This is a genomic window from Bremerella volcania, assembly GCF_007748115.1.
Taxonomy (GTDB): domain Bacteria; phylum Planctomycetota; class Planctomycetia; order Pirellulales; family Pirellulaceae; genus Bremerella; species Bremerella volcania.
Genome location: NZ_CP036289.1, coordinates 5687121 through 5712402 on the forward strand (window position 1 = coordinate 5687121; position 25282 = coordinate 5712402).

Below are 25282 nucleotides of genomic sequence, written 5' to 3' on the forward strand. Positions count from 1 at the left end.
GGTATTTCCGAGGGATCTTCTAAGCATATTGTGCTAGGCTGCTGCCGATTCAGGTAGATTGAGGGAGGTCCAGAATTGCTCACGATCCCAAGGTGCTTTTGCAATGGCCGGACGAGGCCACGCATTCAGCTTCTCAAGGTCTTCAATACGGCGAGCAGAGGACGAGCGAATCGTGCCGGCCAGCCCTTGAATCAGTTGAGGAACCAGCACCAACTTCGTCGGCCAGGCCGTGAGGACGTTCCCTTCCTTTTCGATGCGGAACGAATCGGGACGGCCGCCAGTCATTGTGATGCCTTCCGCACGATCCACACGATAGGTCGCCCACCATGCATCTTCCAATGAGATACCCGGCATCGTTTCCAGAAGTTCCGTACGTGCCCTTGAGATCAAATCGGCGCGATCCATGTCGACCCCTTCTTCGGCAATCTTACCGCCGACTTGCCACACGATTTCTCCATTGTTCCGCTTGGCGGAAGTGATCGAAACGCGAGTCGTCGCACCGTCGACGCAGTGACCGTAGAACTCTTGCAGTCCGCCGCGAACCATCACCATATGAAGCGGCCGCGTCTGTTGCTTTCGTGGGTCCAAGCCAGCGGCAATACGCAGGGCAGCATTCCCTTTCCCGGCCGAGAAGACGTTCCAGTCAGCGATGACTTCAACTTGCTGCCCGTCTGGTGAGTTCAGAACAACGGACCGGACATGCCCATCCGAACCGAGTCGAACCTCCGTTCCCTGATTCTCTGCGACCTGAACAATTTGCTTCTGATTGGTTTCGGCCAGGTTCGCCAACAGAGACTCGCAAGAGATAACCTGTTCCGCGACGCTAAAAATGGATCCGGAGCATCCCTTGAGCAGCGTAGGGGCATTATGTGGGCTTACGGCTTGGGGAGTGACTTGAAGTCCGAGACGTGCTCCCCACATGCCAAGCTTGGACGAAGCCGAACTGGTTCCCCAAAGGTAAAACGACTGCGATCGGATCTTGGTCTGCGATAGATTGGGCAGCGAATTATCCTCAAGACACTTTCGCCAGATCGCTGGCATTTCGCGGGCTTCACGGGCAGACGCGGTCAATAATCCTTGAAGCGAATACTTCAAGCCACTGTGAAGGATTCCCTGGGCGGCGATGGTCTGTCCCGTTCCCAGCGATTTGGATTCGACAAGCAGCGCTGATCGGCCCTCGCGGCGCAGTTGATCGAGAAGCCAAAGCCCTGTGGCTCCGCCTCCGATGATCAATGCATTGACGTGAACTTTTTCCATCTTCCCTGTCCCCCTGTTCGAACCGAATCCTTGGCACCGGCAGTGTAGGAGTTTTGCCGTGGATGGGGCAATATCAGTGCAAGCCCCGATATGCGATGAAGTCCCCCGAATCAAGTGTCGCCTGGCAGTTCAAACCGTTAGGTATACTTAACTTAAGGTTCGACTTACTCCACAGTGTGGGTTAGTTTGGATAGTTAAGACCACACCCAATTGTGGCGATGCCACGCACTGGGCATCCCTACTAGGCGACTATGATTGATTCGCCGATGATTCCACGTTATATCTAAGGGAATCAACGGCCTTTTTGCCCTGAAATCATACGATCTAGTGAGTCAGCCTGCCTTCCCCTTCCAACCTCCTCAGGATTCAGCGAATGCGTCATCTCCCCCTAGCGTTCACAATCGCCCTGCTACTTTCGCTTGGCCTCTCCTGCCCACTGCTAGCTCAATTTGAAGAAGATTTTCGCTCGGGGCTGATCACCACTATCCAAGGCAGCGATGGCTCGCACTGCGTTCGCATCGACCCCACTATTTCGTTCGATTGGCAGGGCAGGTCGCCAGATGACCGTGTCAGCGACGGCAAGTTCAGTGCTCGCTGGGATGGACTTCTACTCAGTCGCACCTCAGGCAATTACTCCCTTTACGCTTACGTTTGCGGCAAGGTCCGGATTCAGTTGGAAGGAGAAGTCGTTCTCGAAGCCAACACAAAAACGCCCCAATGGGTCGCCGGTAAGCCGCTCGCGATGAAATTCGACTGGCATCCGCTGCAAATCGATTTCGCGAAAACACAACCCGATGCCGAGCTCCGCCTGTTTTGGTCTGGTCCTGACTTTCCTCTCGAACCGGTCTCGGCCGAGTATCTCTTCCACGACATCGACAAAACGATCGACCAACCGTTCAACCGTGGACGAGAACTTATCGCCGGCTACCGCTGCACTTCATGTCACGATATTCAACAACAACCACCGGCTGAGAAAGCCCCTTCCCTGGCGCAGTTGGACGGCAATCTTTCCGAAAACTGGCTGCAAGCATGGTTACAAAGCGATGGGCAAGAAACGAATACGCTGCGCCGGATGCCCCACTTCAATCTCTCCGACGACGACGTTAAAGCGGTCGCCGAATACCTACTCTCAGAATCCCAACCGCGTGCCAAAGCCAAGGACTTACCGGTCAAGGGATCCGTTGCCAGTGGCGAGAACCTCGTACTTAGCCTGGGATGCACCGCCTGCCATAAGATCGGAGAACTCGGCCGAGCTGATGTCATGGGCGGTCCGGAACTGACGAACATCGCAGCGAAGCGGCCGAAAGAGTTCTTTGACGCCTGGCTTAAAGATCCTGCTACGCTGAACTCCGATCATCGGATGCCCGTCTATGATCTGAATGACAAACAGCGCGACGACATCACGGCCTACCTGGCCACGCTCACCGAAGATAAAACGATTGCGAGGACGCCCGTGCGAGCCTTCAACGAACTCTTGGTGAAACGTGGGCGTGAGGTCGTTGCAGCCAATCGTTGCAACACTTGCCACACACTTCCTGGCGGCGCCAAGAGTGGCAATCGTCCGTCGCTGGTAGCACTTACACCTGGCAACTTGTGGCAGGCTGGGTGCATGGATCAGCCCAACCCGCAAAAGGGACAGCCAGGATATCGTCTATCGAAAGAAGACCAGGAAGCCATCACGACCTATATTCGCGAAGTATCTCGGGCAAAGCACGAAAAGTCCGACACGCTTGACGCTGCCTGGGTTCTCACCAAGAACAACTGCTTCGCCTGTCATCCTCGCGGAACGAACGTCGGCCTGAATGCAACAGCAAAGGAGGTCACCGACGCACACTCGAGCTTGGCCTCGCAACTGCCGGCGATGGTCCCTCCGTCTCTGAACAGTGTCGGCGATAAACTACATGACGATGCTCTTTTGGCAGCCATTCGGCGCAGCGAAGGGAATCATCGCCCTTGGCTAAAAGTGCAGATGCCCAAGTTCCAGCTTTCGCCCGAAGAGCAACAGGCATTGGTCGATTATTTCGTAACGCAGGATCGTATCCCAGAGAAAGCTCCAGCTACGCTCGACATTCCGGAATTGGAAGGCCTGGCCGCGACCGTCGCCGGATCGCGACTGGTAACCACCGACGGCTTTGGCTGCACCAGTTGCCATCAAGTCGGCAAAATGATTCCCCCCAAGGCACCTCTTAACGCGAAGGGACCCGATCTGTCGATGCTGGGCAAACGTATTCGCGAACCGTGGTTCTACCGCTGGGTTCACGATCCGGCACGTATCGTTCCCCGCATGGAGATGCCCAGTGTGAAGCTGCCTGTGCAGGGCGTTCTCGATAACAACGTCGACACCCAACTGGCCGCCGTCTGGAAGGTACTCAACACGCCGGACTTTACTCCCCCTAAGCCTGATCCTGTTCGCATCGTCAGGTTCAACGGCACGCGTACGGAAACGTCTCGACCGGTGGTACTTACCGATGTCATCAAGCTGAATGAATCTGACGTCTTGATCAAGCCGTTCCTGGTGGGACTGCCCAACCGGAACAATGTTCTGTACGACCTGGAGACCGGCAAGCTGCTACAGTGGTGGGTTGGCGATGTGGCCCGTCAGCGCAGTGAAGGAAAGACGTGGCACTGGGAGATCGGAGCCCGCGGCCTGTTGAGTGACTTTCGGCAAGAACCTGAAATTCGCCTGCTAATCGACGAGCAAGACACGCCTCCCAAGCCCACGCGTGACGGGCAATTCATTACGCGATTCCATGAAATCCGCTACGAAGGGGACAAGTTGATCTGGTCCCATACGCTGCACTTCGTGCAAGGGTCGGACGAGTACGACGTCGACGTGCTCGAGACGTGGCAACCAATCTGGTCGAATGACGGCAAGCCGATGAACGGCTTTCACCGTTCGATGCAGTTTCAGAACGTGCCTGAAGGAGGCAGCATTGTCCTGTATCTCCCCAGTGAGACGCTTGCAGGCTCACTCCTGAGAGACAGAGCTTCCACCGATGACCAACCCACCCAGCGATATGAAGCGGGAAACATCTCTTTCGACATCAAAAAGCAACCCAACATCGTTTACGGAGACGATGCGACCGTTTGGCTGCGACCGGGCGAGAATCGTACGATCGACATGACTGTCCGTCTCGATCTGCCAGGCGAAACACTTGCCAAACAACCTCCGATTCCGGTTCGCAAGTCGAACGCCGTCTCGCTCGACATCATCCCTGGTTGGACCGCAACGCGTCTCCCCATCACCACGGAAATGATGCCTATCGCGATGGACTGGCAACCTAACGGAGCCCTAATCGCCGGTTCCCTCAAAGGGCGATTGTGGAAACTGATCGATACTGACGGGGATGGCCTTGAAGACACCTACTCGCAATTTGGTGACGAGTATGCGGCCCCTTACGGCATTAAGTCTTACGACAAGTATGTTGATGTCGTCAACAAGTATGCCCTGCTTCGCCTATGGGATGAAGACGAAGATGGCGTCGTCGAAAAGGTAACCAACCTGGCTCACGGCTGGGGACATACCGACGACTATCACGATTGGGTCGTTGGCTTGCCAAAGGATGAAGAGGGTAATTATTACCTGGCCATCCCTTGCCAACAAGATAAACGTACGCCAGAAGCCGCCGCGCTACGCGGGACCGTGCTGAAGCTAATTCCCGATACGCTCGATCCCGCTCAACAAACGTTCCGCTTGGGAGAGTTGACGGCCGGTCATCGCTTTCCGATGGGCATTGCCCGTAACAACCGCGGCGAGTTGTACGTCACCGACAATCAAGGGAACTTCAATCCATTTAATGAATTGAATCACGTTGTGCCAGGACAGCGTTACGGCTTCATCAATGCCATCGATCGCAAACCTGGATTCAATCCTCCAGAGACGCCCCCCTCGATCGCGATTCCCCATCCATGGACGCGAAGCGTGAACGGCATCTGCTTCCTGGAAACTCCGCGAAAGGAGCGAGAGCGACTGGGTTACGACTTGTACGGACCGTGGGAAGGGGACCTGATTGGCTGTGAATATGATACTCGCCGCCTGGTACGCATGAGCCTGGAAGAGGTAAATGGCATCATCCAAGGGGCTGTCTACCCCATGACGGTCGACCCGCCGCAAGATGTCGAGAAGGGCCTTCTCGGTCCGATCAGTTGCGCCGTGGCACCGGATGGCGACGTCTACATCGGTAACATTCGTGACGCTGGCTGGGGTGGCGGGAACAACATCGGTTCGTTCACCAAGATGCGTCCTAAATCGGTTCATCTGCCGCTGGGAATCGACGAGGTAACAGCAACGCCAACCGGCTTTAGGGTTCGCTTTACCGATCAGATCGACGCCACGCGAGGCGGCTTGCCAACCAATTATACCGTGGCATCGTACACCCGCGTTTCGACTCCGGCTTACGGTGGTGACGACCAACAGCGCCGCCTGGAAAGCGTCTTGAAAGTCGAAGTTTCGCCGGACCGGCTAGAAGCCACGATTGCGCTGGAAGCTCCCCTCAGGGAAGGATTCGTCTACGAGATCTTCCTGGATGATGAAATCGCCGGAGACCAAGGGGCGCTGTGGCCCAAGGAAGCCCACTACACGCTACGGAAGTTAAAAACTCCGTAGCGCTGGCGGCCTATTCCAAGTAGGTGTAACCACGCAGGCCCGATTCGTAGAACTTCATGATCGTGCCTGCTTCCTTAGCCTCGATAGCCCCCTTCTTGATCGACTGCTCGACGCTGCGCTGCATTTGGCGAGTCAGTTCTTCTTCGTTGAACTGCATGTAGTGCAGTACCTCCTGCACCGTATCCCCCTTGATAATGTGCGTGAAAGAAGGCTCACCTTGGTCGTCCAACTCAACGTGCACGGCGTTCGTATCGCCGAACAAGTTGTGCAGATCACCTAGCACTTCCTGGTAGGCTCCGACCAGAAACGCTCCCATGTAGTAGGGCTGACCATCATAACGATGCAGTTGCAGCGTTCGTTTCACATGGCGGCGATCGATGAACTGATCGATCTTTCCGTCGCTGTCGCAGGTAATATCACCAATCACGGCATGCCGCAGCGGCTCTTCATTGAGTCGATGAATCGGCATGATGGGAAACAACTGGTTGATCGCCCAGTTATCTGGCAGCGACTGAAATAGCGAGAAGTTGCAGAAGTAGGTATCGCAAAGCATCCGATCGAGGCCTTCGAACTCTTCCGGCACGTGATCCAGTTCGCTGATCAGCCCGCGAATCTTGAAGCAGAGATTCCAGTAAAGCGTTTCCGCCTCGCTACGCTGTTCCAGCGTCAGGTTGCCGTTGCCAAACATCGACAAGGCCATATCCAATGCCATTTGAGCATCGTGGAAGCTCTCCAATACCGTACGCGGACTGACCGAAGCATACGCTTCCTTCAAATCCCGTAGAGGAGTCGGCGTGTCTTCGTCAAACTCCTGCTTCAGTTCGCCCAGACCTTGCTCGGCAACGCCCAACGTACCGAAGACCAACACGCTGTGGAACGCAACCACCGCGCGGCCACTTTCCGACAACAAGTGCGGGTGAGGAACTTCCGCTTCGTTGCAGATCGACTGGACGTGAGAGACCACGTCGCGAGCATATTCGTCCAGCGTATAGTTCATGCTGGAATGGAAGTCAGTTTGCGAACCGTCGTAGTCGACACCCAAACCGCCACCGACATCCAGGTACTTCAGGCCGGCACCTCGCTTGACCAGGTCGACGTAAATGCGGGCCGCTTCAATCAATGCGGTCTTCACGTAGCGGATATTGCTGACCTGGCTTCCCTGGTGATAGTGCAACAGGTTGAAGCAGTCTTCCATGCCGCGCAACTTCAGCTCGTCCAGAGCCCGCAAGACTTCCGTCACGGTCAAACCGAACTTGCTGTGATAGCCGCCACTGGCCGACCAACGTCCCTTACCGCGCGAGGCAAGCTTCACCCGGAAGCCGATCTTGGGACGAACGCCAATTTCTTCGGCGGTCTTAAGAATGAGCGCCAGTTCGGTGTACTTCTCGACGACCGGAATGATCGTCCGGCCAAGCTTCTGGCCGTACATGGCGATCTCGATGTACTCTTCATCCTTGAACCCGTTGCAGATGATCGGCGTGTTTTCGTCCGTCATTGCAATCACGGCCAACAGTTCTGGCTTGCTGCCCGCTTCCAGGCCGAACCCATACGGACGACCGTAATCCAGCACTTCTTCAACCACGTGCCGCTGTTGGTTGACCTTGATCGGATAGATGCACGAATACTTGTTGTGGTAATCGTAGTCCGAGATGGCGGTCGTAAAGGCGTTGTTGATTTCCTGTAGCCGATTTTGCAAGATCTCGCTGAAGCGTAGCAGGATCGGCAGATCGATCCCCCGAGCCTCGAGCCGATCGACGACCGTCTTCAAGTCGATCGTCTTGTCGGAAGACTTCGACGGATGAACCAAAAGGTGCCCTTCGTCACTGACGCTGAAATAGCTTTTTCCCCACCGGTCAACTTCGTACAGATCGGTAGAATCGGCGGCGGTCCACCGGTTGCCATTCTCTTTCAGCATGAGTTCCACTCTCCTGGGGCGTGCAGAACGATTTTTGGACGCGGGCCAACTACCATGGGATAAACGTTTCTCCCTGTCGGTTGCAATCGACCTCGACGAAAGAGATGATTCTAGAACATGAACCCACCCCTACGGAAGGAACCTAAGGATGAATCTGGAACTTCGCTGGCAAGAAAATACCTGGACCAGTTGCTTGCATGCCGCCCAGATTCTTGCCGGAAACGCCCCTGCCAGCCTTTCTGAAGATCTTGTGAATGCCGTAGCCCCCTCTGCCAAACGCCTGGTGAGCGAACTGCAAACCGCTCAGGTTGTTCCCAAACTATTCTGGAGACACGCTTTACCCCTTTCCGCCCAGCTGGATGGCAAGGTCGAACTGGCCAAAGCGGTCCTTCGCAAAACTCACGGCCTGGAAGCCAGCGAATCCGGCTACGCCACCTCCATCGGCGGAGCCCTATCGGATCTCTCCAACGCCTATTCGTCGGTCCTCCCCAAAGCAGCCGAGGAACTTTCCCTTCGCCGTCGCCCCTTGCGCGAGGCCTGGGAAGCGCGTGGCCCTGGTTTGCTCTACTTTCTCATGCGGGTTCTGCCGGAAGAATTCTTACCAGAAACGGCCGACGTGATCCTGGTGCTTCCCATCAGTGGAGGCCGCGGAACGGCGCACCTGGCCTACAACAGCGTTCGCCTGGAAGGCATGCTCTACGACCCTCACCCCCAACTGCCCGAGGTCGCCCGGCTTGGGTGGTTGATCTCGCAGTTGAATCTCGACCTGCCCAAGTACAGCGAAGAGATCGATCCCGACCGCATCGGCATGATCGCCCGGCTGGCTACCTTGCCAGGCATTCTATACGCCGCAGAAGAAGTCGAACTGGTGAAGCCCGGTTCCGTTTCCCTGGCCGACGCAATGAAGCTGTGGCAGGTAACCCATATCGGCCACGAGGCACTCGCGGAAATCGTCCAGCAGTGGTGGCAGACCCAAGAGACCCGCCAGGCCCCCTGGCGGATCGCACTAATGGCGTTGGATCGGATGATTGGTTAGTCGTCGGAGGGGCTCGCACTACTGGAACCAAACGGCGAATACCAAGAACCGCCCTTCAAACGTTCGCGAAAGTGTCCTGGCCGTATCCATGGAGACCTTATCTCCTTCTTCCAAGTAAGGAAGTGCCGACACGCCATGGACCCAGCCAATCAGGTCGAAGTTGGTTGGTTCGGTAAATACACGACGCAGGTTGATACCGCGACCGTCATTGACTCGCCAGTGCGGAAGCAGCTTCTTCCCCTCCAGCACCTCTTCGGCTTCATTCAGAAACGCCGCCCAGCCTGCGATCCGTTCCTCATTCACGGTAAGTGGCGTTAGGCTCGTCTGCTTGGCGTTGGGGATCCATTCGCGATCATCGTCCGTTTCCTGCGTGCAATACTCCCAGACCAACCGGCTCTGCGAGATCATGGTCAGCAAATGTTGCCGTGCCACTTCCATTCGCTCCGGCTCCACGAGCTCAAACTTCATGAGATGAACCGTCAGTACGGCATCCGCGATTTGATCCATGAAATTGTTTTGTCGTTCCGTGCGAAGCTGTACCAAGGGGGACTCGACCCCTGCGAAAAAGATGGACGCCGTATTGGTAAAGAATTCGCTCGTATCGTATGCGAGGTACGCTTCGGCCATCGCACGAAGCAAATGGGTATAACCGATCATCCAATGGACATCTGCTTTGTCGAAGCCAATTTCAAACCGCTGCTGATCTTCGTCCAGCTTGGCAGCTCGCCAGGCGACGGCAGTGAAGACTTTCCAGAACGTTTCCGCATCCTCGGCTTTGCCATCGCCGTTGAGGTCCATCCGCACCATGCCGACTGGCAGCTTCAACTTGACATCCGGATCGTCGACCTTGGAAAGCTCAGCCTCGGCGACCGCCAGATCATCGATGAACTGCTGAAGGACTCCTCGCCACTTCTCGTAGGTCAGCTCTTCTGGATCAGGATTCTCCGGCACCGGCATCCGCACGAAGGGAGCCCGCGGCGCGTCAGGCCGCAGCCCGTAGCGATACAAATTCTGCGACAAGTTCTCCGCCGCAATCAGTACCGAAAAGATCCCCACGGCATACTGCGCTTCGGCATCCTTCGGCGTCGCCTCAACCCGGGCCTGCATCGCCGATTTGCCTTCAGACAGTTTTCCTTCAATGAGAAAACCTTCAACACCAGCCGTAGTGGTTTGAGCCAAAGCCTGGACTGAGAACGAGGCAAGGAGAGTGAGCGTCAGCGAAATACGCATGAACATGGTAGGCATTCCTGAAGTAAAAAGAGGCGCGAACCAGTGCTGTGAGCCTTGGGGGCACCGAGGTTCGTTTGGAAGGAGTACTAAAGGAGGACGCGAAAAGTTTGAGGGAATAGGTCAAACTTTTCTGACACATATCGCGGGCATCTCCTCACTCCCCAATAATTTTCACCAAAATCCGCTTCCGCCGCCGCCCATCAAACTCGTAGTAGAAGATGTGCTCCCACGGTCCAAGATGGAGCTTTCCATCCGTGATCGCGACGACTACCTCTCTACCCATGATCTGCCGCTTGTGGTGAGCATCCGCATTGTCTTCCCCGGTTCGGTTGTGAAGATAGCCACCTCTTGCGGGGTCGGTCCCAGGATTGAAAGGGACCAGGTCTTCAAGCCATCTCTCGTAGTCAGCATGAAGACCGCTCTCGTTGTCATTGATAAAGACGCTTGCGGTGATATGCATCGCGTTGACAAGAATCAGGCCATCTTGCACACCGCTCTCAGCGACGAGTTTCTCTATCTCTCGATGAATGGAAACGATCGCCCGCCGCTGTGGGATATCCATCCAGAGTTCTCTGGTCAGCGTCTTCAAGTCTCATCCTCCAAAAAGGTGCATCAGCGAAATCGTGGGGAATCCGTAGCGTCGCGGCCCTTGGCCTGCCAATCAGCTTGGGAGTCGATTTTAGAGTAGGATCGCGTTAGAAGCGATGTGAAGCCGATCATGAGCCGGCAAATGCAGGAATCTTCAACAAAGGGGCTAGGGCCGATCACCCGAAAAGCGGAAATCCCTGCCGCCTGCCCCTTTTTACTTATTCAGGGATCGCAACGCGATTTGTAATTTGCGAACTCATCAGACTCACTTTTAATAAACTGCAGTCTTATTACTGAATAACTACACCAAACATTTTGGCGACCGCTATCGTTTGGATGACGGTGGGGGCAATAGAGTTGGGCCGAGTCAAATGCACAATCGGTCTTTCCACGGGCCATCGACAATTCATGGAAATTACACAATGGCCGTTTTTTCTCCTCGTCCTATGGGGGTCAAGAAAGCCGCATATGGAAGAGTCTCTTGCGCAATACGGATATCAGGAGAAAATGCGACTACTCTGTTTTTTTGCCGATGTGGCGAGCTGCACTATTGCCGGTAGATTTGAGCCCGTTCACAGCAATCTCTTGCACGTAAACACAGCGACTGAGAACGTCGCAGGTAAGCGGAATAGCGCTAGTTCGAGGCAGGTTCTGACCACTCAAGTACGGCCAGAATGCCGCGATGATCCGATGCGACCACCCCGTCGAGCAAGCGACATTCGACGACTTTCCATCCCATGTTAGGACGAAGCAGGATGTAGTCGATTTGCCGAGTTGGTTGGTCGCTGGGAATCGTGGGTAGGACCTCCCTATTGGAGCGTATCCAGTCTTTTTCCAGGAGCATCAGCGGTTTGCTCTCCGGCAGCGCATTCAAATCGCCAGCCAGCAGAGCAGGGCGGTCGCCCCAGTCACGAGTCAACTGTGCAATCATCTCGCAAGATGCAATACGCTCGTTTTCATCCGGTCGATGGTCGTAATGGGTCGCTAAGAACTTCAGCGGCAGCTTGAAGCCTGGCACCGCAATATCAGCCTCCATCACCCCTCGCTGTTCCCCGTTGGCCAGCGAGGGAAGTTGATGATTCGTAGAAGAGATGGATGCATACCGGGTCAAAATAGCGTTACCGTAGTGACCACCTTGAAGGTCAATGTTGCCACCGAAGACACCATTCATCTCCAGCAGTCTGGCAAGTTCAGCTGCTTGATCGACGTTGCCCGTCCGCTTGGTGTTTCGATCGACTTCCTGCAGGGCGATAATATCCGGCTTGGCATCACTCACGACTTGAGCGATGCGCGAAAGATCGAGCTTGCCGTCGGTTCCTTCACCGTGGTGAATGTTGTAGCTGACGACGCGGATCCGTATCGGTTCATCCGCCGATGCTGTTGGCGCAAAAACTAGCGCCAGCAATACCATCAATATTTTCAAAGAAGTCGACATCGAATCACTTCGCACCTATTTCACTGGCAGAAGTACAACCGCATCGGCAACCACGTAGCCGTCGACCCCTTCGTTGGTCAGCGTAACGATCGTCTCGCCGCTAAGATCGAACTTGCCCAGCGAGACAAAGACTTTGTCGACGCTTGGATCCTTCTTCTGATTGATCGTCCCCGAAAAGACTTCCTTCCCCTGGGCGGTGACCGTTACCGGCACGTTCGAGGCGCGATTGGGATTGCTGGAATAGGCGACACGGACGTCATACTTGCCAGCTTCCAACTTGGGAACTTTGAAGGCGATCGACTTCTTGCCTTGGCCCTTGTTTTCATCGTGCACGTAGCCTGTCCCGACGAACCCTGAAACGGAACTGCTGACCGGCCAAGCACCGGTCTTTTCGGCCTGGGTGTCGTCGACCACGATCCCTTCCAGCTTCTTCGGGTCGATCATTTGCTTAGGATAAGAAGGCTTCCGTTCCATTTCCAGAACCTGGCCATCTTTCACAAGCCGCTGACTCAGTTCGGCATACTCGACGTCCTGAACGGCAATGTTTTGATCGATCGCCATGCAAGCCGCGGTGGCGGCCGATTGACCGAGGATCATGAATACCGGTTCCATGCGGATCGAGCCGTAAGCAATGTGCGAGGACGAAACACATACTGGCACCAACAAGTTCGTGCACTCTTCCTTCTTGGGAGTCACGCTGTCATAGCTGATCGGGTAAGGCCCGCCGGGGCTGATCTGGATATCCCCTTCATTACGGACATACCCCTTGTCGGTGACGAACCGTTGAACATTATGCGAGTCCATGTTGTACGACCCCATGCCGATGCTCTTCGGCGTGGGAACTTGTGCTCGCAGCATCGGCTCGCACATCACGACTGGACCGATCATACGTCGAGCTTCGCGAACATAGATCTGGTGCGGCCAGTTGCCGTTATCGACGAACTCATCCTTGGCCAGCCCCCACTTGTTCATGCGATCTTGTATGTCTTTCGGAATGGACGGATCGTTGGCGATGAAGTAGAGCCAGCCCTTTTGATACGTTTCGTGCTCGCGAATGATTTCCTTGCGTCGCTCGTACGAAGCTTCGGGATAGTCATAATTCATCCCAATGTTGTCGGTCGAGAACGCCCCGTGGTTGTTCGTATCGGTTTTGAAATTCGGAGCAGGATCGAACTTGTTAAAGACCCCCTTCCAGCCACCCTTGAGGTAACGAGCCAGCAACGCGTACTGCTTGGGGTCATAGCCCTCGGGCTTGGGGAATTTGACCTGATTGTCGGCTGCCGTGGTCAAACACATGCGAAAACAGTAGGCTTGAATCTTATCGTCGCCACTTCCATCGGGGCCTGGCTTGTCCGCGGAAATACGCGGCAGCAATCCGCTACTTGGATCCCCTTCGACGACATAGGGATCGGTTGGATATTCGAATTGATGGCTGTGGGCACGTGCGACTTGCACACCGTTGATCGTTTCACCGTAAACGTCATTCGATTCACGTCCGACGTGGTACGACACGCCAGCGGCTGCCATCAAATCCCCTTCGTAGGTTGTGTCGAGGAAGACCTTGCCGGTGTAGGTGTTTCCATCGAGCGTCGTAATGCTGACGATCTTTCCATCGACCTTCTTCACGCCATTGGCGCGATCGAGCCATTGATCGCGAACGACGGGGATATTGTACTCTTCGACGAGTTGCTCAAACACCTTCTCAGCGACATGGGGTTCGAAGACCCACATCGCGCTGTCGTTCTTACGATAGCGGCTGTATTGGCCAGCCTTTTGTTGACGCCAGGCTTCTGGCTGATCGTAGTGTTTTTTGACGCGCTCGTAGAAGTCGAGCGACAGACCACCGATGGCGTCCTTGTTCCCGCTGTCGGTCCAGCCGAGACCACCGCTCGAGAGACCGCCAAGATGCTTGTCAGGCGAAACAACGACGACCGTCTTACCCATTTTCTTGACTTGAACGGCGGCCGTGATCGCAGCGGAGGTCCCTCCATAAATGACAACGTCATAATTTTGCGGGGCAGCAAAAAGGGAAGTCGCCATAGCCGACAGCGCAAAGGCAGAAGCAAAAAGACATCGAATCACGGGAAGAACTCCAAAAGGCAGGGGTTTTTGAGGTTCTATTATGGTAGCCCAAAGTTAAGGTCGATCAATCCACCCAGAAACTCTCCCTGCGCTGCCTAATACGCCAATAGACGGTTGCATCCATTCATCGTCACCTCCCTGGCAACAACGCACCGACAACTTCCATAAATAAACGAAGGAATCGTCCCAGAGAACGACTCTTTGCCCAATTCGCCTGCCACGGTCCGTTGACCCATCGCTGCCAATCCAGAATCTGGTGTTTCGGAATTTGCCGCTTCCGTGCGGCGTAGTCCTGTCGGCAGGAACTTCACGAAACGCTAACCGAGTAGCACGTTTCGTGAAGAGGCAGCGAATTTATACTCAAGGTGTTTGTCTATTCTCCACCGCGAGTTGTGTCACTCAGGCCATCATGTCAGAACCCAATTCTTCCGTGCACGACCAACCGCTTGTTTCGGTACTGATGCCCGTATGGAATCCCCACCCTCGCCTTTTTCCAGAGGCGCTGGAGAGCATCCTCAATCAGACCTATCAGAATTTGCAGATCGTTATCGTGGAAGATCCCTCTGAACGTGACGGGCGAGAAATGATTGCTCATGTAAAGGATGACCGTATCCTCCATGTTAGCAACCCGCATCGAACTGGTGGCCTTGCCGATCAGCTTAACCAAGGACTTCAACTGGCCACCGCCGAATTGGTGGCTCGCGGAGATGCGGACGATCTGTGGGAACCCCATCGCGTTGCGACTCAAGTAGAGTGCTTTCAGAAAGAACCGGATCTGGATGTCCTGGGAAGCACACTTAACATTATCGACGACGACGGGAAACACCTTGGCTTCCGGGATTATCCCCGCACGCATGAAGAGATCGTCAAAGCACTACGCAGATACTGTGCGATCGCTCATCCAGTGGTGATGTTCAAGCGTGATGCCGTCTTAAAAGTTGGCGGATACCAAACCGACTTCTTTGTCGAAGACTATGACCTTTGGTGCCGGCTGGCAATCGCCGGAGCCAAGTTTGCCAACCATCCCGAACCGTTGATTCGTTACCGAGTTCACCCGGAAGGCATGAAGAGCACCAAGCTCAAGAAGCAACTGGGAGAAACCATTCGCATGAAGGAGACTCACTTTCGCGGACAGATGATCGCGGCGGATCGGATGCGTTTGCTGGCCGAGCGGGCCCTCATGATGATGCCGAGCAAATTCGTTCTCTGGCTATTTGGCCAGATGACCTTCAGCAAGCAACTTCCCTCGTCTACCTAGGCATGAGCCGATGAATATCGTTGGCACGCTTTGCGCATCAGGTTTCGTTTGAGTGAATGAAACCCGTCCTGAAGGGAGCAACAACCATGGGCATTATCTCTTGGATCGTATTCGGCCTGATTGCCGGAGCTTTGGCCAAATTCCTCTTCCCCGGAGACGACCCAGGTGGCTGCATCGTGACCATCATTATTGGTGTCGTTGGAGCCATGGTAGGAGGATTTATCATGACCGGACTAGGATATGGAACGGTCACCGGCTTCAATCTGTACAGCTTTTTTGTAGCGATATTGGGCTCGATGGTCGTCCTGGCCATCTACCGCGTTTTAATGGGCAGGAAAGCCGAATAGAAGCTTCTCCGCAAGAAAAGACGACAGCCTGATGATTGACCATCAGGCTGCATCGTCAAGCAAGCTTACAATTGGATCTGCGACAGGTTGGGACTGCAGCAGCCGGACTGTTCGTACAGTTCGTCCTTCGCGTCGGCATTCATGACGACGAAGACTTCCCATTTATGACCATCCGGGTCCGCGACCCAGACCTTGTCCTGCACGGCGTAACAACAGGTCGTCGCTTCTTCCTGCATCACTTTGTATCCGGCCGCTTCGAAACGCTTGGCCGCGGCATGCACTTCGGCAATGGTCTTCACTTGAATGCCGAAATGAGCGGAACCTTGTTCGACCTGGAAAGGCTCATCAATCTGATTCAACGAAAGATTCACTGAAGGATCGACTGGCTCGAACTTGGCGTACCGAGGTCGTACCTTGCTGGGGGCTGTCCCCAGCAGCATTTCATAGAACTTCTGCGATGCTTCCAGATTCGACACATTCAATGCGACATGAATGCGAAAGCTGCCGGGAAAATCAACTACGGATTGCATCTTAGACTCCTAAATACTGACCAATCTTGGCCTTGATTTCATCGCGTACACGGCGAAACGTCGGCATCTTTTCCTCGTTCGTTCCCTTGGCATCGGCCGGGTCATCGAATGGCCAATGCAAGGTCTCCTTCGCTTCAGGATAAATGGGGCACTCTTCCTTGGCGTTATCACAAACCGTAACGACCAGATCAAAAGGTTGATGCTGAAAGTCCTGGGCCGACTTGCTTTCGTACCCACTAATATCAATGCCCAACTCTTTCATCGCTTCAATCGCCAGGGGATGGACGTAGCCTGAAGGTTTCGAGCCGGCGGAGTAAGCATCCCACTCCCCCTGACCAAGCTCGGCCCAAAGCGCTTCCGCCATTTGTGATCGGCACGAGTTTCCCGTGCATAAGATCAAGACACGTTTCATGACACTTCCTCCATCGCATGATGTTCCGATTCCGGGTTCGAATCGGATTCTGTTTCCGTTTGAATGAATTGATAGGCAAACACGGCCAGGATCGCACCGGCAATCGTCGCCACGATATAGATCCACAGGTATTCCAAGCGTCCGCTCACCAAGGCCGGAGCAATCGAGCGCGCCGGGTTCATCGACGCCCCGCAAATGGGGCCGGCGAACATCGCTTCCAAGCCAACCGTGGCTCCGATGGCGGCACCGGCCATGATGCCTTTTTCCTTCGCTCCCGTAGCGACGTTCAAAATGACGAACATCAATAGAAACGTAAGGATCACTTCCAGCACGAATGACTGCCACCAGGATCCCGCAGGCAGCGTAGCCCCCAGCGTGGCATGCTCCATGAATAGCACCCGTAACGTCGTACTTGCTGCGATTGCCCCCACGAGTTGAGCAATGATGTAGGGAACGACTTCTTTGCCCTCAAACTGGCGAGCCGTCCAAAATCCGATCGTTACCGCTGGATTAAGATGCGCCCCAGATACATCACCGATCGCGTAAATCAATGCCATGACAATCATTCCGAAAGTCAGGGCAATCCCTACATGCGTAACGGACTGTTGGGTCAAGTCATTAACGACGATAGCGCCCGTCCCAGCGAAGACGAGGGCAAACGTTCCAATGACTTCCGCCACATAGCGTCTCACGGCTTACAACCTCCGTCACAAGCGGACGTTCGCTTCTCTACATCGGACTGGACGACCGCTTCCAGACACTGAAAGAAACCATCCAAGCAGCCACAAGCGAGCTTGTAATAGTTCGAAGTCCCTTCCCGCCGAGACTCGATGAGCCCGACTTCTTTCAGAACTGCCAAATGCTTGGAAACGGTCGACTGATCGCAACCAACGCTTTGAGTCAATTCCTGGACGCACATATCGCGCTGCCCCAGCAGATCGAGCATGAACAACCTGCTCGGGTGAGCCATCGCCTTGGCCACCTTCGCACGTGCCTCGTACTGCGGGGGTGATTTGGAAACGAGTTTTGCTAAGGATTCATTCATGGCTTAATGGCAATATAGCCATATTCAATCGGACTGGCAATGAGGGAAATCGACTGGCCGAGCAATTCATAGCTAAAAACTTGACTTTTGACGAAGAAATCGGGCTCAGGCACGTTCGCACGTGAGAAGATGCGAACAATCGCTAGCTATCACATGCTTGAAGACCAGATTATCTCGCAGTTTCTTGAAGGAAAACAGGCCCCGATCGTCACGCAAAGATGAGAGCAGCCCATGAGAATCTGCAACGAATATATCAAGTTTAACGACCGCCGGTGCCGATTATTCCCAGGAAGACGAATGACAATCGATCCGTGCGCGCTGCATCCCACTCAGAAATATGACTGCATTCAACATCGAAGCTCTTTCCGAAGTTATCGCAGCATGCGAAGCAACCGCAGTCGAGGCTTCGGACGCTTTTTCGAGGGCGTTTGATCAGAAGATCCAACTCAAGTTGGGTGAGGGAGGCCCGCTGTCAACCGACTCGGACCTAACCGACTGGAAAGTCGGCGGACTGGCGATTGTCCTGAACGTTGAATCGGAGGCCGCGCTAGTCCTCATTTCTCAGGTCAGTGGAGTGCTACCGGAGTGGTATGCTTCCCCTGATCCCACTGGCGAAAGCAAGTTGGCAACGCTTGGCCAGGAACTCGGCATGACGCTCTTGCCAGAAGAGTTCATGGCCATGGAGTTCCAGGTTCAAGCCGTCGACGATCTGGCGGCTGCCTGTGAAAACGGAACGCCCGGCGACAGCCCAGCCAAGCTTTCATTGCAGTTGGAAATCGACGGCACGCCTCATGAAGCACTGATGGTATGGCCTTTGACCAGCCCTAGCAGCGTCTTCCAAGCCGTGACCGACACGCCGACCCTAGCGGCGGCAGAAGCCGATCAGGCTCAGGCTGAACCAGCCGCGGCGTCATCACCGAGTGCTCCCCAACCAAGTCCTATGCCAACGGCTGCTCGTCCGCGAATTTCTAGTTACAAAGAGTTGCCAAGCTTTAGTCGCAGTTTGCTGCAAATCGAAGTCCCGATCCGAGTAATTCTGGCCGCTAAAAAGATGAAAGTAAACGACATCGTCAACATTGGCGTGGGTACGATCATCCAATTCGACAAGTCCTGCGAAGATACGCTCGACGTAGAAATCGGCCATCAAAAGATTGCCGAGGGGGAAGCCGTGAAGATCGGCGACAAATTCGGCGTTCGCGTCACCAGCATCACCATGCCAGAAGAACGCTATATCGCACTCAAGGCGCGAAAACGCGTTCGCTAGCAACGTTGTCAGCGATAGCACTGACAGGACAACGCTGAATCTTCAGTCTAATCGCCGCACAGTCTGTACGGCTTCTCGCGATAAAACTAACGCTACGCGTTCGGCGCAACCGATTCAGTTCAAGGGTTCCCGACGCGTCATTTACGCGGAATGACGCGTCGTCTTTGGTTTTATTGTCCGCGGGGATTCCACATGTTAGTCGTACTCAGCGATCTCCATCTCACCGACGGCACCAGTTGCGAGACCCTAGATTCCGGGGCCTTCCGGATCTTTACGGAACGACTTCAAGATCTCGCCGTGCGCGCTTCGTGGCGGAGCGACGGCCAGTACCGTCCCATTCCCCACATCGATCTAGTACTGCTCGGCGACGTCCTCGACATCATGCGTTCCTCGCGTTGGCTCATCGACGGACCTAAACCATGGAGCGCGCAGCAGTCCACCGAATTCTGCAAACGCGTGAGCGCGATTGTCTCTGGCATCCTCTCGCGCAACCTCGAAACGACCGCGATCTTCAAGGGGATAAGCACACGACAAACCGTGCGTGTGCCTGGTATGTCTCCCGACGGGAAACCGGCATTCGACGACGACTTGCAACCCATACCCGTTCGCATTCATTACATGGTGGGCAATGCGGACTGGCCGCTGCACTTATCCAACCCAGAAATGAACCACGTTCGCAGCGCGATCGTCGAAGCGTTTGGACTCAACAACTCACCCGAACGCCCCTTCGCGCACGAGCCTGCCGAGGATGCCGATCTGTCGGCCGCTTACCGTCAACATCGCATGTTTGCGCGACATGGCGACGTCTTCGACAACCTCAGCTACGCTGGCCACCGCGACCGAGCAAGCCTGACAGACCTTCTTCTCATCGAAGGACTTATGCGGTTCCGCTTCGAGGTCCAACATGGTTTCGGCGAACAATTGCCTGCCTCATGCCAGTTGGGATTGCAGGAACTAGATCACGTCCGTCCGCTGGTCATGGCCCCGGTGTGCCTGAACCAGATGATGAAAATTTCTTGCCCCGTTACGTCGCTGCAATACGAACTGAAGAATTGTTGGGACCGCGTCATTTCCCAGATGATGCCGTTGGCATACCAATTAGATCGGGACAACTCGTTCGGCGTGCGGGACCTGGAAGAACTCGGTTCGCTGATGAAATTCCGTTACCAGGACGAAGAGACCTGGGGACGGCGCATCATGAACTGGCTCCGCAAGCAAGGCCAAAGCAAATCGCTCTCGAAAAAGGCCATGGAGGAATGTGAGTTCCGAAACCGCCGTGCGAAACACATCGTCTTCGGTCACACGCATAGCGACGAAACCGTTCCTCTGGACGCAAGCTTTGCCGATGGGTACATGCTGAGCCAACTCTATTTCAACTGCGGAACTTGGCGTCGTGTCTACACGCCCACTTGCGGCAACGGTGATTGGAGGGAATTCCTTCCCTCAGAGAAGATGACCTATCTGACGTTCTATCGGGATGACGAACGACAAGGTGCTCCGTACGAGGTCTGGAGCGGGATTCTCGGAACGGCGCCTTCGCCGATTCGACGAATTCGCGTGGATGGCGCACAAAACGTTCTGACGCCCAAAGCCAACCCCGTGTTTACCCCACCTCTGCGATCTCCCGGTAAATCGTCCTCACTCGGAGGTCACACAATACCCACCCCCCCCTCTCCAGTCTATGAACCACTTGGGGGCCCATTACGAAAATCGAGCGAATCGATTCGACCGCAACGATAACGTAACGTCCTTTGCGGAAACCCACACTCAATCGCGTGCCCGCATTCCCGATCCATCAAGTAGACTATCGACTGGGGCAGCACGTTGGAAATTCTTCCTTCTCTTTGGTGATGTGAGACGGCATGTCGCAGGCGATCGTGGTTCAAACAACGACCGGTAGTTCTGCGGATGCCGAGAAGCTTGCCGAGACCATCATCCAACATGCCAAAGGGGCATGTGTCCAGATTGTTGGTCCGATGACGTCCGTCTATCAGTGGCAAGGCGCGATCCAAAAAGAGGAAGAGTTTTTGGTCTCGATCAAGACGACGAGCCAAGTATTTTCCTCATTAGCCGAACTGATTCGCCAGCACCATTCATACGAAGTTCCGGAGATCATCGCGCTCCCAATCGTTGATGGATCGAGCGCCTATTTGCAGTGGGTGGCAGATTCAGTTTCATAACCAGCAACAAGTTGATGTATCGGTTCCACGTTTCCGTGCATGCTCGCCCGCGATCCCTGCAGTTGGGTCCCCTCGTTAATGCGCGAGGACTTCGGCTTCAGACGTTGTCGATTTCACCCATTGTGCTCGGAGAGCCGATGGGGTGCTCATTCGAAACTGCGCAGTCCCGGCTTAACAATCTGCCGCGCATGCTGTTCGAGCCTGACGGGTCGTTTGTCTGGGTGCATGAGACCGACGGCGACGACCCTTGGCAGCTCGACGGTGTCCTCTACGATCGCAACGGCCGATTGCATTCGGCTGAGATCAAAGGCAATTGCTCGGAAGAAGCATTCGATACGCTTCTCAGCGCGATGGGCTGGCCTGGCACGGATCTTATTTTCCAACTCTCCGACGAATCCATCTTCATCGACGAAGGAGAATTTCGCCGGTTTGCTGCCTGCCATGACGGCCACTGCTAGACGCCCTGACGTTATCGGGGTCGGAACAATTCCTGGAGCCCGCGATTGATTCCTTCCTGAATTGCTCCGCGGGCAGCATTATCGAGCATCCCCCGCGTCATCTGTTCGATCACCTGGCTATCAATTTTCGGCTGCTGCATGGAACCCGAGATCGGCACATTCAGCGCCGTACCTCGCATGGACGCCAGCCAGGGAGCTTTTTCGACCCAACTATCTTGAATCGGAATGGCGGCCATCATTTGCATCTGCTGGTTGGCGTCGACCCAGCCCGATGTGATCACGCGAACATCCCCCGACTGAACAATCAGATTCTCGTGGTATACGCGTCCCTTAACCACGCGGTAGCGAACTTGCTGCGGTGGTAAAGTCAGTAGCGACGCCGAGCCTTGATCGATCGCCGCGGCAGGCTTTGCTTTCACGAGTGCTTCCACGTTGCGAGCGAGCATCACGTAACCTTGAGCCAGCGGGCCAGACCGGACCTCGGCACCTTGAATGTGCAGCACACCGTTGGACTCGCCTTGGATGGGGTCCTCAACGGGGAACATTCCTCGTTCCACATCCAGCGAAAAACGGCCTTCCACTCGCGTTGCATCCGCCACAATCGGCGTGACGTACTGAAGCCACGAACGGCACATCTCAGGTGTGATCGCCACGTTCTCGATGACGCGTCCGGGAGGTACCTGCCATTGCATTGGCTTGGCATTGAGCAGCAGCTGAGTGTTCACTGTCAGCTTCCCACCGCTCAGTTCAGGACTATTGGCCGTCAATTGAACAACGCCTTGCCGTAACTGAGCGTTCAAAATCGACTCGCCGGCCGGAATGCCAAACAGGTTGGCTTGTTGCCAAGACACATCCGCCGCGGCTTCCCAGGCTGGCGAAATCGTCAACGAGTTGGCGACGGAATCTGCTCCACCCCACAGTGGGCCAATCCATTGAAAACGCGACGTGCGCTGACCTTGAATCTGAACTTGCGGTCCCACAATCGCAGCGACCAGCGGCGAGATCTTGGCCCAGTCGTAATCGGCCTGCCCTTGGACCGAAACGTTACCGACCGACGACAATTGGCTTACCCCCCCCTTGGCAGAAAGCTTCAAGGCCGAGCAGCTCAATTGGCATTCGTGCAAAGCGAGTGCGTCTTCGTTGTGATTCAGGCTAAGCGATTGCATGTACGTCAGATTGGCTTCGCGCCACGAAAACGTCTGCTGGCTGACCGACGCAGGCTGCATCTGGGGCTGAGGCGTTCCATTGGGGTTGGCTCCTGGAACCAGAAGCTCCCAATTGGCAATCTGTCCGCTGTTCTGCAGAACGACCCCATTGGCATCACTGGAAAGCGTCATCGTGCCAGACATCTCGCCGGAAACTCGGTTTTGTCCTAACCACTGTGGCGGAACGACCCAGTGCATACCACGACTCAAATCCACGCGATAAGCCAGTTGCCCCGAAGCGGTCTGACCACTCTTCAACGGCATATCAATCTCGGTACCGCGGGCAGAAATCGTCGTGCCGACGACAGTGAATTGCTTGCTCGAAAAGTGCTGTGCCCCCCAGTCGACCAGGGCGTTACCTTCGACTTTAAGCTTCTTCTCATGAACCTGCGTCGCAGGCCCCACCAGAGCAAAATCATTCAGGTCAACGTTCACTCCTTCGATCAGCCATTGGTTGGTCCCCATGGTCAGCTTGGCCAAGACCATGCCATTGCCGCCAAGTTGAAAATCCTCGAAGCCGATCAGTCCGCGAAGTTGATTCCAAATCGGATCGACCATCCCTTGCAGTTGCACTTTGATCGGCCAAACCGTGTCTTCGTTGAAAATAACCATTCCCGACGTCTGGGCAGTCAACGACGTCGAGCCGGCTTGCAGCGACGCATTGGCGGATTCGATCTGCTGAAGTGCGGCATTCTGCAGGACGATGGTCGATTGCATCTGCGTCTGCACACTCGGTTCGGCGAAGACCATCTGCGAGCCTTGCATCCACTTCACATCCGTCCCATTGGCCACGGCAGCGAGTCCAACTCGACCACCGCCCATATTTTGGATCTGAAGCGAGCCTTCGAGCGTGCCTGCGAACTGGTTTCCTTTCAGATCGACAAAGCGCGATAGGTCCGCGGCCAGGCGATTACCATCTATCGAAAAGCGAACATCCGTCAGAGGACCATTGGTCTTTCCATCGGCTGTCAGAAACGACGAGCGACATGCGATCGTATCAAGCTGCAACTGATCACCAGGCATCGACACGGCCGCCGACAACTCCAACGGCTGCTGCCAATCGGCATGCCGCCCATTGACGATCGCCACAATGTTGGAAACGACTGCCGATGCCTGCAAGGACGAATGCCCCATCTCGACATGATTTGCCAGGTTCAGCGTGACGCGTCCTTCCTGAAGCTGCACGCCATCGCGTATCTGCAGAAGTTCCGGAAATGCGTTGGCCAAGCGAGCGATATCGACCGTACCACGGATCTCCCAAGGTTCTTCCCCTAAGACCTGTCCCGGAGAAGCATTTGGAGAGGAAGCAGCCGTCAGTTTCGTTGGGATCCTTCCATTGACCAGGACTTGTCCCCAGTCGGTCGTCAGCGTGAATTGATTTGCCTGGGCATGAGTGCCCGCGAGACCAATGACGCCCGTCGCACGAAGGGTTCCATCGTTCCAACCAGCTCCTCGCGCCGAGTTCAGCGAACGCATGTGGATGCCGCTGGCTTCCAAATTGCAGAGAACCGATGGCCCTGCCGGCGATGAGACTAGATCGACCTGTCCGTTGAGTTCTCCTTGGGCAAAGATCTGCTGCCCTATCCGAGCAGCGGCAAGCTCGGCGATACCTAACGGAATTCCCTTGGTCACCACCGAGAACTTGGCCTCTCCCGAGCCGGTGGGCAGGGCACCTTTTCCCTGCAGCACCCCCAACTGTTCACGGTCTCGCAAACTTGCCGAAAAGGTACACGGCGCCGGGATCGTGGCATCACGAAAGTCGACGTCGGCGGCAAGATCTTCCAAGGTCCACGTTCGCGAAGAGTTCCCGTCGGCCAAATGAACGGTTCCCTGGCGAACAACCAGACGGTACGTGCGCGGCGTAGACGATCCTCCCTCTTCTGCTTCCGAAGGTGTTTCGACGACTGGAAGCAACTGTTCTAAGTTGCTTTTCCCTTCGGAGACGGTCACATGTACGACCGGTTGATTGATTTCGATCGTGCCTAAATTGGCCGAATTGCCAACCAAGCTCAGCAGCGATTGGCTCACGCGGATTGAAGGGATTTCCGCGACCGGTGCTCCCTCGGCGTCGACGACTTCAACGTCCTTCAGGACGATGGGTGAAAACCAACCCAGCGAAGCAGAGCCGACGGTAACCTTGCCATTGAGATCGGCCGTTCCCTGAGCGACCCCCCACGCCAAAAGTGGCGTTTGTGCCGCGATCGAGGGAAGCATCACCACCAGGAAAATCAGACCCGTCACGACCATCAAGGGGCGCAACTTGCTCCAACTGCTGGCCGTTTCCGTCGAATCCGTTCGGTCTCGTTTCATCGCTTTGACCTCAATGATTACGCTGCGCGCATACTTTCAAGCGGTTTGTATCGCATTGCGTAATTTCAAGCCAGAGCGACTTCTTCGCTAGCATTGACAGGGTGTCCCAGAGAGTATTCTCTAG

The 25282-nt window shown here is 55.1% G+C and carries 19 protein-coding genes; 8 read left to right on the forward strand and 11 right to left on the reverse strand.

Annotated elements, in window-relative coordinates; all coding sequences use genetic code 11:
* Nucleotides 1-33: 33 nt before the first annotated feature.
* Entirely contained in the window at nucleotides 34-1257 is a 1224-nt protein-coding gene (locus Pan97_RS22605) for an FAD-dependent oxidoreductase (RefSeq protein WP_144976582.1), read from the reverse strand.
* 373 nt (nucleotides 1258-1630) lie between these two features.
* Here Pan97_RS22605 and Pan97_RS22610 point away from each other — a divergent pair, with 373 nt between their 5' ends.
* The gene (locus Pan97_RS22610; RefSeq protein WP_144976584.1) at nucleotides 1631-5863 is read left to right on the forward strand and encodes a c-type cytochrome; all 4233 of its coding nucleotides are present in this window, start codon (nucleotides 1631-1633) and stop codon (nucleotides 5861-5863) included.
* A 10-nt stretch (nucleotides 5864-5873) separates the two neighbouring features.
* On the opposite strand, the gene speA is transcribed toward Pan97_RS22610, so the two are convergent.
* Nucleotides 5874-7778: a biosynthetic arginine decarboxylase gene (speA, locus tag Pan97_RS22615; protein ID WP_144976586.1), complete on the reverse strand. Its 1905-nt coding sequence runs from the start codon at nucleotides 7776-7778 to the stop codon at nucleotides 5874-5876.
* A 148-nt stretch (nucleotides 7779-7926) separates the two neighbouring features.
* Here speA and Pan97_RS22620 point away from each other — a divergent pair, with 148 nt between their 5' ends.
* A complete protein-coding gene (locus Pan97_RS22620; protein WP_144976588.1) occupies nucleotides 7927-8814 on the forward strand; it encodes a hypothetical protein in 888 nt (295 codons plus the stop codon).
* Between the two features lie 18 nt (nucleotides 8815-8832).
* Here the strand turns inward: Pan97_RS22620 and Pan97_RS22625 are convergent, their stop codons facing one another.
* From Pan97_RS22625 to Pan97_RS22640, 4 genes are all read right to left on the reverse strand, one after another.
* Entirely contained in the window at nucleotides 8833-10050 is a 1218-nt protein-coding gene (locus tag Pan97_RS22625; RefSeq protein WP_144976589.1) for a hypothetical protein, read from the reverse strand.
* Nucleotides 10051-10198: 148 nt separating this feature from the next.
* Nucleotides 10199-10633 (reverse strand): secondary thiamine-phosphate synthase enzyme YjbQ, encoded by a 435-nt coding sequence (locus tag Pan97_RS22630; RefSeq protein ID WP_144976591.1) that lies wholly within the window; start codon nucleotides 10631-10633, stop codon nucleotides 10199-10201.
* A 633-nt stretch (nucleotides 10634-11266) separates the two neighbouring features.
* Nucleotides 11267-12067: an endonuclease/exonuclease/phosphatase family protein gene (locus Pan97_RS22635; RefSeq protein WP_144976593.1), complete on the reverse strand. Its 801-nt coding sequence runs from the start codon at nucleotides 12065-12067 to the stop codon at nucleotides 11267-11269.
* 15 nt (nucleotides 12068-12082) lie between these two features.
* Nucleotides 12083-14107: an FAD-dependent oxidoreductase gene (locus Pan97_RS22640; protein ID WP_144976595.1), complete on the reverse strand. Its 2025-nt coding sequence runs from the start codon at nucleotides 14105-14107 to the stop codon at nucleotides 12083-12085.
* 451 nt (nucleotides 14108-14558) lie between these two features.
* On the opposite strand from Pan97_RS22640, the gene Pan97_RS22645 reads away from it, so the two are divergent.
* Both Pan97_RS22645 and Pan97_RS22650 read left to right on the forward strand, forming a co-directional pair.
* Nucleotides 14559-15407 (forward strand): glycosyltransferase, encoded by an 849-nt coding sequence (locus Pan97_RS22645; RefSeq protein ID WP_196782190.1) that lies wholly within the window; start codon nucleotides 14559-14561, stop codon nucleotides 15405-15407.
* A gap of 86 nt (nucleotides 15408-15493) precedes the next feature.
* A complete protein-coding gene (locus tag Pan97_RS22650; RefSeq protein WP_144976596.1) occupies nucleotides 15494-15754 on the forward strand; it encodes a GlsB/YeaQ/YmgE family stress response membrane protein in 261 nt (86 codons plus the stop codon).
* A gap of 65 nt (nucleotides 15755-15819) precedes the next feature.
* Here the strand turns inward: Pan97_RS22650 and Pan97_RS22655 are convergent, their stop codons facing one another.
* Genes Pan97_RS22655 through Pan97_RS22670 form a run of 4 tightly spaced genes read right to left on the reverse strand, consistent with a single transcriptional unit; the run spans nucleotide 15820 to nucleotide 17741 of the window.
* Entirely contained in the window at nucleotides 15820-16284 is a 465-nt protein-coding gene (locus Pan97_RS22655; protein WP_144976598.1) for an ArsI/CadI family heavy metal resistance metalloenzyme, read from the reverse strand.
* Nucleotide 16285: 1 nt separating this feature from the next.
* The gene (locus tag Pan97_RS22660) at nucleotides 16286-16696 is read right to left on the reverse strand and encodes an arsenate reductase ArsC (RefSeq protein ID WP_144976600.1); all 411 of its coding nucleotides are present in this window, start codon (nucleotides 16694-16696) and stop codon (nucleotides 16286-16288) included.
* Nucleotides 16693-17388, reverse strand: a complete 696-nt coding sequence (locus tag Pan97_RS22665; RefSeq protein ID WP_144976602.1) for an MIP/aquaporin family protein — start codon at nucleotides 17386-17388, stop codon at nucleotides 16693-16695. Before Pan97_RS22665 ends, Pan97_RS22660 begins: the two co-directional genes overlap by 4 nt.
* Complete coding sequence (locus tag Pan97_RS22670; RefSeq protein ID WP_144976604.1) at nucleotides 17385-17741, reverse strand: ArsR/SmtB family transcription factor; 357 nt, start codon at nucleotides 17739-17741, stop codon at nucleotides 17385-17387. Before Pan97_RS22670 ends, Pan97_RS22665 begins: the two co-directional genes overlap by 4 nt.
* Nucleotides 17742-18078: 337 nt before the next feature.
* On the opposite strand from Pan97_RS22670, the gene Pan97_RS22675 reads away from it, so the two are divergent.
* The 4 genes from Pan97_RS22675 to Pan97_RS22690 all read left to right on the forward strand — a co-directional run bounded on the left by Pan97_RS22675 (nucleotide 18079) and on the right by Pan97_RS22690 (nucleotide 21643).
* The gene (locus Pan97_RS22675; RefSeq protein WP_144976606.1) at nucleotides 18079-19005 is read left to right on the forward strand and encodes a FliM/FliN family flagellar motor C-terminal domain-containing protein; all 927 of its coding nucleotides are present in this window, start codon (nucleotides 18079-18081) and stop codon (nucleotides 19003-19005) included.
* Between the two features lie 192 nt (nucleotides 19006-19197).
* Complete coding sequence (locus Pan97_RS22680) at nucleotides 19198-20745, forward strand: metallophosphoesterase family protein (RefSeq protein WP_144976608.1); 1548 nt, start codon at nucleotides 19198-19200, stop codon at nucleotides 20743-20745.
* A gap of 122 nt (nucleotides 20746-20867) precedes the next feature.
* Nucleotides 20868-21185, forward strand: coding sequence for a divalent-cation tolerance protein CutA (gene cutA / locus Pan97_RS22685; protein WP_144976611.1), 318 nt, complete (start codon nucleotides 20868-20870; stop codon nucleotides 21183-21185).
* Between the two features lie 137 nt (nucleotides 21186-21322).
* A complete protein-coding gene (locus Pan97_RS22690; RefSeq protein WP_144976613.1) occupies nucleotides 21323-21643 on the forward strand; it encodes a hypothetical protein in 321 nt (106 codons plus the stop codon).
* A gap of 11 nt (nucleotides 21644-21654) precedes the next feature.
* On the opposite strand, the gene Pan97_RS22695 is transcribed toward Pan97_RS22690, so the two are convergent.
* Nucleotides 21655-25158, reverse strand: coding sequence for an AsmA family protein (locus Pan97_RS22695; protein ID WP_144976615.1), 3504 nt, complete (start codon nucleotides 25156-25158; stop codon nucleotides 21655-21657).
* Between the last annotated feature and the right edge of the window lie 124 nt (nucleotides 25159-25282).

Bases quoted from the DNA above. Each gene is read 5' to 3' on its own strand.
- Pan97_RS22605 (WP_144976582.1), bottom strand. From the start codon at position 1,257: ATGGAAAAAGTTCACGTCAATGCATTGATCATCGGAGGCGGAGCCACA.
- Pan97_RS22610 (WP_144976584.1), top strand. From the start codon at position 1,631: ATGCGTCATCTCCCCCTAGCGTTCACAATCGCCCTGCTACTTTCGCTT.
- speA (WP_144976586.1), bottom strand. From the start codon at position 7,778: ATGCTGAAAGAGAATGGCAACCGGTGGACCGCCGCCGATTCTACCGAT.
- Pan97_RS22620 (WP_144976588.1), top strand. From the start codon at position 7,927: ATGAATCTGGAACTTCGCTGGCAAGAAAATACCTGGACCAGTTGCTTG.
- Pan97_RS22625 (WP_144976589.1), bottom strand. From the start codon at position 10,050: ATGTTCATGCGTATTTCGCTGACGCTCACTCTCCTTGCCTCGTTCTCA.
- Pan97_RS22635 (WP_144976593.1), bottom strand. From the start codon at position 12,067: ATGTCGACTTCTTTGAAAATATTGATGGTATTGCTGGCGCTAGTTTTT.
- Pan97_RS22640 (WP_144976595.1), bottom strand. From the start codon at position 14,107: ATGGCGACTTCCCTTTTTGCTGCCCCGCAAAATTATGACGTTGTCATT.
- Pan97_RS22645 (WP_196782190.1), top strand. From the start codon at position 14,559: ATGTCAGAACCCAATTCTTCCGTGCACGACCAACCGCTTGTTTCGGTA.
- Pan97_RS22650 (WP_144976596.1), top strand. From the start codon at position 15,494: ATGGGCATTATCTCTTGGATCGTATTCGGCCTGATTGCCGGAGCTTTG.
- Pan97_RS22655 (WP_144976598.1), bottom strand. From the start codon at position 16,284: ATGCAATCCGTAGTTGATTTTCCCGGCAGCTTTCGCATTCATGTCGCA.
- Pan97_RS22660 (WP_144976600.1), bottom strand. From the start codon at position 16,696: ATGAAACGTGTCTTGATCTTATGCACGGGAAACTCGTGCCGATCACAA.
- Pan97_RS22670 (WP_144976604.1), bottom strand. From the start codon at position 17,741: ATGAATGAATCCTTAGCAAAACTCGTTTCCAAATCACCCCCGCAGTAC.
- Pan97_RS22675 (WP_144976606.1), top strand. From the start codon at position 18,079: ATGACTGCATTCAACATCGAAGCTCTTTCCGAAGTTATCGCAGCATGC.
- Pan97_RS22680 (WP_144976608.1), top strand. From the start codon at position 19,198: ATGTTAGTCGTACTCAGCGATCTCCATCTCACCGACGGCACCAGTTGC.
- cutA (WP_144976611.1), top strand. From the start codon at position 20,868: ATGTCGCAGGCGATCGTGGTTCAAACAACGACCGGTAGTTCTGCGGAT.
- Pan97_RS22690 (WP_144976613.1), top strand. From the start codon at position 21,323: ATGGGGTGCTCATTCGAAACTGCGCAGTCCCGGCTTAACAATCTGCCG.
- Pan97_RS22695 (WP_144976615.1), bottom strand. From the start codon at position 25,158: ATGAAACGAGACCGAACGGATTCGACGGAAACGGCCAGCAGTTGGAGC.